This is a genomic window from Chryseobacterium sp. SIMBA_029, assembly GCF_046535275.1.
In the GTDB taxonomy this organism is placed as follows: domain Bacteria; phylum Bacteroidota; class Bacteroidia; order Flavobacteriales; family Weeksellaceae; genus Chryseobacterium.
Map to the genome: position 1 here is coordinate 1 of NZ_JAWRXA010000933.1, position 230 is coordinate 230.

General features: G+C 41.7%; 1 protein-coding gene. It reads left to right on the forward strand.

Annotated elements, in window-relative coordinates:
• The coding region (locus tag SB679_RS26565; protein WP_410705453.1) for a hypothetical protein at window positions 1–230 on the forward strand (230 nt) is incomplete at both ends.

Below are 230 nucleotides of genomic sequence, written 5' to 3' on the forward strand. Positions count from 1 at the left end.
GTTGAAGCTCTTTCTTCAGTAGCCAGAACATTGAACTTCAGATTTACTGTTCGGGATAACAAGTCCGGAGGTTCAGGAAATAATTCAGACGATGCAGTAATCTCTGTTAATGGAACTGCTGGTCCGTTTACTGTAACTTCTCAAAACTCATCAACAACATACACTGGAGGAAGCTCTCAAAACATAACTTGGGATGTGGCAGGAACTACTGCAAACGGAGTAAATACAGC